The sequence below is a fragment of the Corallococcus sp. CA054B genome (genome assembly GCF_003611625.1).
Taxonomy (GTDB): domain Bacteria; phylum Myxococcota; class Myxococcia; order Myxococcales; family Myxococcaceae; genus Corallococcus; species Corallococcus coralloides.
Window position 1 is genome coordinate 37,159 of record NZ_RAVY01000060.1, and the last position, 8,945, is coordinate 46,103.

Annotated in this window: 8 protein-coding genes; 2 read left to right on the forward strand and 6 right to left on the reverse strand. The window is 71.3% G+C overall.

The window, feature by feature from the left end:
* Positions 1-165: 165 nt before the first annotated feature.
* The 5 genes from D7V80_RS16965 to D7V80_RS16985 all read right to left on the reverse strand — a co-directional run bounded on the left by D7V80_RS16965 (position 166) and on the right by D7V80_RS16985 (position 5,508).
* Positions 166-2,874, reverse strand: coding sequence for a thiopeptide-type bacteriocin biosynthesis protein (locus D7V80_RS16965; protein ID WP_147447122.1), 2,709 nt, complete (start codon positions 2,872-2,874; stop codon positions 166-168).
* A complete protein-coding gene (locus D7V80_RS16970; protein WP_120589151.1) occupies positions 2,871-3,413 on the reverse strand; it encodes a 2OG-Fe(II) oxygenase in 543 nt (180 codons plus the stop codon). Before D7V80_RS16970 ends, D7V80_RS16965 begins: the two co-directional genes overlap by 4 nt.
* Before the next feature lie 62 nt (positions 3,414-3,475).
* Positions 3,476-3,745, reverse strand: a complete 270-nt coding sequence (locus tag D7V80_RS16975; RefSeq protein WP_120589152.1) for a hypothetical protein — start codon at positions 3,743-3,745, stop codon at positions 3,476-3,478.
* Positions 3,746-3,749: 4 nt separating this feature from the next.
* Complete coding sequence (locus tag D7V80_RS16980; RefSeq protein ID WP_120589153.1) at positions 3,750-5,024, reverse strand: JmjC domain-containing protein; 1,275 nt, start codon at positions 5,022-5,024, stop codon at positions 3,750-3,752.
* A 16-nt stretch (positions 5,025-5,040) separates the two neighbouring features.
* Entirely contained in the window at positions 5,041-5,508 is a 468-nt protein-coding gene (locus tag D7V80_RS16985; protein ID WP_120589154.1) for a hypothetical protein, read from the reverse strand.
* Positions 5,509-5,821: 313 nt separating this feature from the next.
* Between D7V80_RS16985 and D7V80_RS16990 the strand changes: the two genes are divergently transcribed.
* Positions 5,822-6,865, forward strand: coding sequence for a sulfotransferase (locus tag D7V80_RS16990; protein WP_120589155.1), 1,044 nt, complete (start codon positions 5,822-5,824; stop codon positions 6,863-6,865).
* Here the strand turns inward: D7V80_RS16990 and D7V80_RS16995 are convergent.
* Positions 6,862-7,632 carry a hypothetical protein gene (locus D7V80_RS16995; protein WP_147447123.1) on the reverse strand — a complete coding sequence of 257 codons (771 nt, stop codon included), beginning with the start codon at positions 7,630-7,632 and terminating at the stop codon, positions 6,862-6,864. The genes D7V80_RS16990 and D7V80_RS16995 overlap by 4 nt on opposite strands.
* Before the next feature lie 298 nt (positions 7,633-7,930).
* Here D7V80_RS16995 and D7V80_RS17000 point away from each other — a divergent pair.
* Positions 7,931-8,945: ABC transporter permease (locus tag D7V80_RS17000; RefSeq protein ID WP_120589157.1), on the forward strand; the 1,015-nt coding region annotated here is incomplete at its 3' end.

Sequence of the window (8,945 nt, forward strand, 5' to 3'; positions counted from 1 at the left end):
GGTGGCAATGCAAGGCTTTCCCAGGCGGATGGAGGACCCGGGCAATCATTGTTCTGGTGCTGGGTGTCTGACAAGTGGAAGCGTGAAGGGTTTCCGGGGAAATGACCCGTCGTTGAGCCGTCATGGTAAAGAATTACGGAGACGACGGCCGGGGGTGATTGCCATTCAGCGCGAGGATTGGGGTTCGGCGCGCATCCGGGCCTGGAGCAGCGTTTCCGCGAGGGCCTGTGCCACGCTTTCCTGTCCCCGCCGTGAACCCAGCCGGCGGTTCGCGGCCATGTGCGTGAAGGACAGCGCCTCGCGAGGTCCCGCATTGGGAGTGGCGTCGCGCCATGCCCGCAGCAGCTCCACCAATGCCTGAGGGGGGGCGTCCCGCCCCAGCCGTTCCAGCAGGTCCTGCCGGGCGCGGAGCCGGCGGATGAGGGGCGCGACCTCGGTTCGCCGGGAACGCTCGCGGCACGCGGCGGCGCCCGCGGCACGGCCCAGGAGCAGCTCCAGGTAGGCGGCCATCACCGCTCCCGTTTCGATGAGCAGCCGCTCCGGCTCCCTGCCCGCGCCCCAACTCCCGAGCGCGGAGTCGCTGTCCCAGGTGAAGACGCGGAGCGCGGCGTCCAGCGCGTCGGCGCCGCCGTAGCGGAAGGTCTCCGGGCGGAAGGTCTCCTGGCGGACGTCCGTGGCGCCGTGCTCGAGCGCGAGGTCGAGCAGGGACTCGAAACGGTCGAGAGGGGACTCGCCACGCCAGCGCAGGCGGACCAGCCGACGGGGCCCTTCCTGGAAGCGGACGTAGTGCCAGTCACCGGGGCTGGCGGGGAGCATGGGGCGCAAGGCGACGAGGAGCCTGCGCTGCGCCGCCTCATCGGCGAAGAGGGTGAAGGAGCGCCACTGCCGGTGGATCCGCGTCCCGTCGGTAGGGGGCCTTGGTTGGCGCGGAGCCGGGGCGGGCCGCCGGTGGCGGAAGCTGGGGACCACCTCGCACACCACTGTCCTTGCGGTGGCCTCTTCCAGCCAGGGCGCCTCTTCCAGGTAGCAGGAGGCCGCGGGGGACCGGCTCGCGCGGAGGAGCTCCGCCCGTCCCCAGTGGGACTCCAGGTCGATGGGAAGCCGCCGCTCGTTCTCCACGAGGCAGACGACGCGGGGGACGCCATTCGCCTCGCGCCAGTCGCGCAGGGCCCCGGCGCGCTCCCGCGAGTACGGCCCGCCGGGCCGCCAGCGCGCCAGACAGAGGATCTGCCCCCGCCAGGTGAGGCGCGGCAGCCGGGGAAGGTTTCCGAGTTCCCGCCAGTCGAAGCCTCCCGGATGGCGCGCGCCCTCCATCGCCAGCTCCAGGAGCAACCTCGCGACGCGTGGGCTCGCGCGGGGGGCCAGCATGTGACCCTGGTGCAGCACCAGCGGCGTGCCGTCGCGGAGCGCGAAGACGAAGCCCTCCGGCGCCGCCCGCACCATCACGTCCTCGGGGCGGAGCCGCCGTCGGGAGGCCATTCGGGGAGCGCCGTTGCAGATGACCTCGCTCGACCAGGCATGCGCGGCCCAGCGCAGCGAGGGAGGCGAGTCCGCGCGTGTCCAGACCACCTCCGCGTGCAGGGCTCCCCGCTCCCCCTCCCAGGTCCGCTGGTGGCCCAGGACCTCGTCGCGGAAGGTCTGGGGCAGACACCCCAGGAACCTCCCGAGCGAACGATGCGGCGCGCCCGAGCCGTGCAGGCTCCCTGGGACGAGCGTGAACGCTCCCCGCTCCAGGTCGGCCTGGCTGGAGGCGACGAGCAGACAGCCCGCCTCGAACCCGTCCGCGACGGGAACCTCCCGCGCGGCGGGGGCGGCGAAGCGCGAGAGCTCGTCATCCTCGAGGACGGCCCGCCCCCCGGCGGCCATGCCCCGGTGGTACACGGTGGCCAGCCATCGGGCACGGGCCTCGTCGGCGGGTGACGGGGGCTCCAGGTCGGCCTCCCATGGCGCGGGCAGTCCGCTGATGAGCGGATCCGCCAGCTCCGCGGCGCAGACCCATTCGTCCGTGAAGCGGTCCCGGAACAGGCGGTGATAGGTCCGGAGCCTGCGGGCGCTGTCGGGGAGCGACTGGCACGACAGCAGCGCCAGTGCCCGGTGGGCGATGGCCCGCCGCACCGATGCCGGCAGGGGGACCGTTCCGGCGACGACCGCCGCCGTCACGCCTTGGAAGGAGTCCACTTCACCGGGCTTCAGGAACCGCTCGGTCAGCTCTGGCTGCGCGACAGGGTCGAGCAGCCGCACCCGCACCAGTTGTTCCTGGACGGGGGAGCGCTGGCGGTCTGGATGGATGCCGCGCAGCTCGCGCCACAGCTCTTCGCGGAAGTCGAGGAGCGCCTCTTCCTGGGAGTGCGCTTCCGCCGCCACGATGCGGTTGCCGCGACGGGAGAGGACGCGCTCCGAGGCCAGCACCCGGCGGTGTCCGGTGTTCGCCTGGAGTCCCGCGACGCGAATGGGCAGCGCGCGGAGGTCCGGCCAGCAGCCCTCCGGTGCGTCGAAGCGCGCCGCCGCCGCCCACGCGAGCAACCCCACCGGTGTGCAGCGCGAGGCGGCGCGCAGCAGGTAGCGCAGCAGGGCGCCCCGGGCGGCGTCATCCCGCCCCCCGGCCTCCCAGTGCTGGAGCAGTTGGGGGCTGGCCGTGGCGATGAGCGGGCGCAGCTCCGGACGCTGGAGCTGCTCCTCCAGCCAGGTGTGGAGCGCCGCCGCCTCCTGGCCCGGGTCGTCCCGGGCCAGGGCCTGGAGCTCCGCCAGGAGGCCCGGAGCCAGGGCGGGCAGGCGCAGCGCGCCGTGCACCAGGGACTCCAACTCCAGTGCCCCAAGTCCCAGCCGCCTCGCCATCCCGGCCAGGGACGCCTCGGGTGCGGCCCCTGGCGTCACGGGCCCTCTTCGGGCTGCGTCGCCAACCACGCCACGAAGACGAACTTCTCCCCGCGCGAGACCCGTTCGGCGCCATGGAGCAGGCTGGAGTCGAAGAGCACGGCCATGCCGCCATGCGGTTGGACGCGGATGTCCAGCTTGGGAAAGGCTGTCTCTCCGCCGTCGAAGTCGTCGTTGAGGTAGCAGACGATGGACAGGCGGCGCTTGCCGCCGGGGCGGTCATCCCGGTGGAGCCGGTAGAAGTCGTTCACGCCGTAGCGGACCAGTTGCAGCGGCGTCAGCGTGAGGTGCCTCCAGGGCAGCCAGTCCGCGCCAGCCAGCGCCAACTGGAGCCGCTCCCGGAAGTCCGCGAAAGCCTCCGGGAGGACCTTCTCGGTCAGCACCCGCGCCGAGCGGACCTGGGGCTTGAGCACCTTGCCCTCCCGGTTCAGCACCGTCGCGGCATCCCACTCCGGGGACTGCTTCGCCAGCGCCACGATGCGCTTCGCCTGCTGGCGGGTGAAGAGCTTGCCCAGGGCGATTCCCACCTCCAGGGGCATGAAGGGCTCGACCTGCCGCGAAGGTCGCGGCGCTGGCGCGCGCGAGCGTCTTCCGGCCGCGCTCACGGGCGCCCCCCCTGGCGTGGGCGGCCGCGCCCACGGCTCCGTCCCCGGGGGGGCTCGGCGCTGGGCGGCACCGTCAGATAGAGGGTCCGCGGTGCCTCTTCCTTCATGTGCAGCGCAATCCCAGGCGGAAGGTCGACACCGAGCACCTCCTTGATGACACGCCGGGGGGTCGCCAGCAGCTTCATGCGGAAGAGGGGATCGGCGCGCGCGCGCCGGGCGATCGCGACCTTCAATGCCTGCCATGGGCTTTCCCAGTGCCGCTCCATCCCGTCAGTCCTCCTCTGGGCGCAAGGCGTAGAGCAGGCCCTCGCGGGTCAGCCGGCCCACCAGCGCCAGCCGGCCCTCGTCATCCAGTGGCCCCGGTAGCGCCCGCACCTGGAAGCGGGGGGTTCGCTGGATGAACCGCAGGGCTTCACCGAAGTCCGCTGGCACCGACACGGTCCGTTGTCCGAACTGGAGCCGCGCCTTGCCCGCGTCCTCGCTGTAGTGCAGGAGTTGCCCCGCCCGCCGCTCGACACGGTCCTGGAGGCCCAGGTGGGCCGCGGCGTCCTCCGCGCCCAGCGTCATCCCCGTGAGCTGGCCGCGCTTGTGAAGGAAGGCCCGGGCGATGTCGGTGACCGCTGCCTCCACGTCGAGCGCCTGGGGCAGCCGCTCCCCCAGCCGGCGGAGTTCCTCGTGCACCTCTTCCTGGACGGTGCCTCCGAGGAGGAAGCCCGGCGGCAGGGAGCGGCGCAGGGCGGGCTCCCGGTGGGCCAGCTGGTACAGGGCGGACGCCAGGCAGTCCACGTACGTGAGCGTCTTGAACCCCAGCGTCAGGTGGACCGAATGGGTGCCATCCGCGCGCGACTCGTGGACGTGGCCCCGGGGCAGGTAGAGCAGGTCTCCCGCCTCCAGCACGAAGTGCTCGGTGGGGCCGTCGCTTGCCGCCGGCTGGAACCGGGGGGTGCGGAAGCCGCGCGAATCCTCCAGGTCCTCGAAGCGGAAGGGCGGGACGTACTCGAGCGGCAGGTCTGTCTCCCGCGGCGACAGGCTCCACTTCCGCCGGCCAGACACCTGCAACACGAAGCAGTGCCGGTCGAAGTGCACCTGCGCCGTCTCCGAGCGGGCGGGGGCGCAGTAGAGGTTGACGTTCACCAGCGCGCTGAGCTCCTGCTCCAGATGTCCCCGGAGCTGGCGCAGCGGGCCCAGGAACCGGTGGGCCGCGTTGACGCGCAGGGTGTTGCCCGCGTCGTAGCCTTCCTGGAGGCGCTGGGCGTCCAGGGGACGCCCGGCATCCCCCGGCCGCGCGCGAGGCAGCAGCTCCACGCTGGTGGGGTCCAGCGCGAGCGCGGAGGCGATCAGATGATCGATCTCCGCCCGGGGCAGCAGCGGCGCGTAGAAGTCCGGCTGCCCTCGGGAGAGGTGGTAGACCCGCTGCTCCCAGTGGTCCGAAAGGAAGGCCACTGGCGTCAGGCCTCCGAGCAGGGCTTCGAGGCTCGGAGCATGGACGGGAGGCGCGAACGCTTCCTGCCGCGCGACACGGGCGGAGCGAGGTCGGGGCTTCACGGAGGGGAGGGGCGCCCTAGCAGGACGGCGGGTTGCTGTCGCCGGGGCAGTCCTCGGGGCAGGAGGGCGGGTAGTCGAGGCCGCTCTGGACGACCTCGATCTCCAGGGCCGTCAGCTTGCGCTCGCTCCTGGGAACGATGATGTAGAGCTGCTGGGGCGTCTCCTCGAAGGGCTGCAGGCGCAGCCCCTTGGGCAGCGGATAGCCCACGGCCTCCTCGAAGGCCGCCTCCGGGTGGGCCAGCAGCTTCTTGCGGAAGTCCGGGTCGTTGCGGGCCCGCGCCTTGAGCAGGGGCTTGAGTTCGGCCCAGGCGAAGACCGGCTCCGCGGCCAGCTGCGGCGTGACCGTGCTGCGGGAGCGCGTCACGACGGACTTCGCGCGCTGGCCGCGACCCTGCGCCGCCGCGGGCTTGATCATCTTCTGGGCGGTGCGGGTGGCGGACTTCGAGGACGTCGTCGTGGTGCGCCTGCCTGTCGTGCTGGCCATGATTCCTCCGGGCACTTCGTTTGTGTTTGCGTGTCCCGGGTGACCCTTCCAATCACTGAAGGCAGGCGCTCACCCGGCGCGCCCTGCATCAAAGGCAAGCTACACAGGCGCTGTCGTGGATTGCAAGGGCATTGGGCTTTATTTTGAAGGTTTGGGTGGATTGAGGGCAATCATTGCAAAATTCCGCCAATCCTGGCGTGGATGGCAGGCATTTCCCCCGGGGGCGCGCCATGGCTAGAGTTCGCGCGTGGTCGCGTCTGTCCAAGCAAGTCCTTTCATCTCACCCAGTCCCTTCGCGCAGGTGTCCTCTCGAATGAGCGCCCAGATCCAGCACCCCCTGCCCATGCCCTCCCGCGCCGTCATGGCCAGACTCTGGAAGGGCTGGCTTCCGGCCGCGGTCCGGTTGGAGGCCGACGTCCCTCGCGTGCTGTGGCTCCAGGCCGGGGAACACTACGAGGAAGCCCCCTTCTACCGGCACGCGGTGGAGGCGCTGATGCGGCGTGAGCCGCGCATCACCCGCAACCGCACGAGCCTGGGGACGGTGAACCTGGTGGGGGACGTCCTGGACGCGCTCAAGCCCTCCGGGTTCATCTTCCACATGTCCCGCTGTGGCTCGACGCTGGTCCAGAACGCCTTGCGGTGCCTGGACGGAAGCATCGTCCCTGGCGAACCGGAGCCGCTGTGCACGCTGCTGACGCCGTACTCCCCCAGCGTGTGGCCGGGCGAGCGCGAGGACTGGGAGGCGAGGCGCGACGCGCTGCTCCGCAGCATGGTGCGCATCTTCGGGCAGCGGCGGCGGCCCGGGGACCGGCGATACTTCGTGAAGTTCACCAGCCGCAACAGCGTGCAGCTCGACGTCATCCGGAGGCTGTGGCCGGACGTGCCGTGGCTCTTCGTCTACCGGAACCCGGTCGACGTCATGGTCTCGAACCTGTCGCGGCCTCCGGGCTGGATGCGAATGCCCGCGGACTGGAAGACCCTGCACTTTGGCTGGAGCGGGGAGCAACTCGCGGACATGACGCCCGAGGAATACTGCGCGCGGGTGGTGGGGAGCTTCTGCTCGGCCGCGGCGCGAAGCGCGGACGGGCGTGCCTTCCTGCTCAACTACGAGGACATCGACCTGCCGCGGATCCGCGCGGTGATGGAGGCCTTCGGCGTCCGGCCCACCCGGGCGGAGCAGGCGCGCGTCGAGAAGAGCCTGCGGGTGTACTCCAAGGACCCCAGTGGCCAGCGGGCCTTCACCGGGGACACCGCCCTCAAGCGGCGCGTCGCGGGACCGGCGGTGGAGCGCGCGGCGGAGCGCTGGGCGCTGCCAGCCTTCTCCGTGCTCGACCGGCATCCCCGCCGGATCCGCTAGCAGGTCCGGACGCGGTCGAGCACGCCGGGAAAGCTGGAGGCGCGCGAAGCAGGTGCCTTCAGGTAGGCGAAGTTCGACCGCCGGTCGTAGACCCGGCTCAGCAGCGCCAGCAGTTGCAGGTAGCGCTTGTGCAGGCGCAGCCCCTGGGTCGCGGTGGCGCTGGGGTGCCATCGGTCCGCGTACGTGTCGTCCGCGAGCGAGGCGCGCCTGAACGGTTCCAGGAGCGAGGCCAGTCCCCGGAGGAGGGCTTCGACCCTCGGCCGCAGCGCCGGCTGGTTCGCGTGGGCCCTCAAATAGAGGATGAGCGTGGGGTAGGTGACGGCGATGGAGGGCTCCACCCGGACCTTGGCCACCTCCAGCCGCTCCACCAACCCAAAGGAGGCCGGCGTCGCGAAGACCCCGCGAATGAGGCCGGACAGGGAGTCCTCCAGCGCCTCCTCCGGGAGGTACAGGTTGATGCGCAGCAGCCCCTTCACGTCCACGGGGGCGCGGGTGAAGGCCTTGATGATGTCGGGGCGCCGCCGGGCGATCTCCGTGCGGGCACGCCGGGGTGACAAGCGCTGGTCCAGCGCCGCCAGGGCGGCTTCCGCGTACTCCACGCTGCGCAGGTTGGTGCGCCCGTCAATCTGCCGCCGCCATCCCTCCAGCGCCTCCTCCAGGGCGGGGAACGGGCCGTCCCCCGTGCGCGCCGCGAACTCGCGGCAGCACTCGTGCAGCAACAGGTTGGCCTGGTTCAGGGGCGCGTTGAGGACGCGAACCCTATCCATCTGCTGTTCAGCGTCCGTGCCGGCGGGAAAGAGGATGAATGTGAAATTGTTTGGAATGGGTGGAATGAAGAGCTGGGAGTATCCCGTGAGCCCGAGGATCGCCGTGCGTTGCGCGACGCGGAGTGGGTGCATGGGAATGGCCTGGAATTGAAAGCGGTTGCGGGCGGAATGAGGGAGGATTCAAGGGCTTGTGTCCTCCATCAAATGCTAGCGTATCGAGCGTGAAGAGGCCCTTCCAGTCCTTGACAGGGTTTCCGCCGCCGCCAGCAGCCCGGAAGAGAAAGGACACGCGCGCGCCATGTGGTGGGATGATCTGAAGCAGGACGTACGATTCGCGGCACGGACCCTGCGGCGTGCTCCCGGCTTCGTCATCATCGCCGTGCTCTGCCTGGCGCTAGGCATTGGAGCCAATGGCCTGGTCTTCAGCGTGGTCAACGGCGTGTTGCTGCGCCCGCTGCCCTACCCTGACCCCGAGCGGCTGGTGGTGCTGGGGGAGCGCAACGGCGGGGGGATGGTGTCCTGGCCCACCTTCCTGGAATGGAAGCAGCAGACCGCCGCCTTCGAGCGGATGACGGCTTTCACGGAAGGGGGTGTCATCCTCTCGGGGGAGGCCGCGCCCGAGCGCCTGATGGCCACGCGAGGCACCGCGGACTACTTCGCCGTCCATGGGGTCGCGCCGCTGCTCGGGCGCACCTTCGAGCCCGGGGAGGACCTGCCCGGCCGGGCGCCCGTGGCGGTCCTGGGCGAGGCAATGTGGCGGCGGCGTTTTGGCGCGGACCCCTCGGTGCTGGGCCGGACGCTGATGGTGGATGGGGTGTCCCGCACGGTGGTGGGGGTGATGCCGGCCTCGTTCTCCCAGGAGATGGACGTGTGGCTCCCCCTGGAGCCCCCCGCGGACTCGGAGGCGCCCAATCGCAGCCACATCCTCACGGTGCGCGCCCGGCTGCGGAATGGCGTGTCCGTGGAGCAGGCGGACGCGCTGCTCAAACAGCTGGCAGCGCGGATGGAGGCCCTGTACCCGGCGGCGCAGAAGGGGCGGGGCGCGGCGGTGCTCTCGCTGTCCCAGATGGAGACCCGTGCGTGGCGCACGCCGCTCCAGGTGCTGCTCGGCGCCGTCGGGCTCGTCCTGCTGATTGCCTGTACCAACGTCGCGAACCTGTTGCTGGCGCGCGCGGGTGCCCGTCAGCAGGAGCTGGCGATCCGCGTGGCGTTGGGGGCGCGGCGGGGCCGGCTTGTCCGGCAGTTCCTCGTGGAGAGCCTGTTGCTGGCGCTGGTGGGAGGGGGGCTGGGCGTCCTGCTCGCAGGGTGGGGAC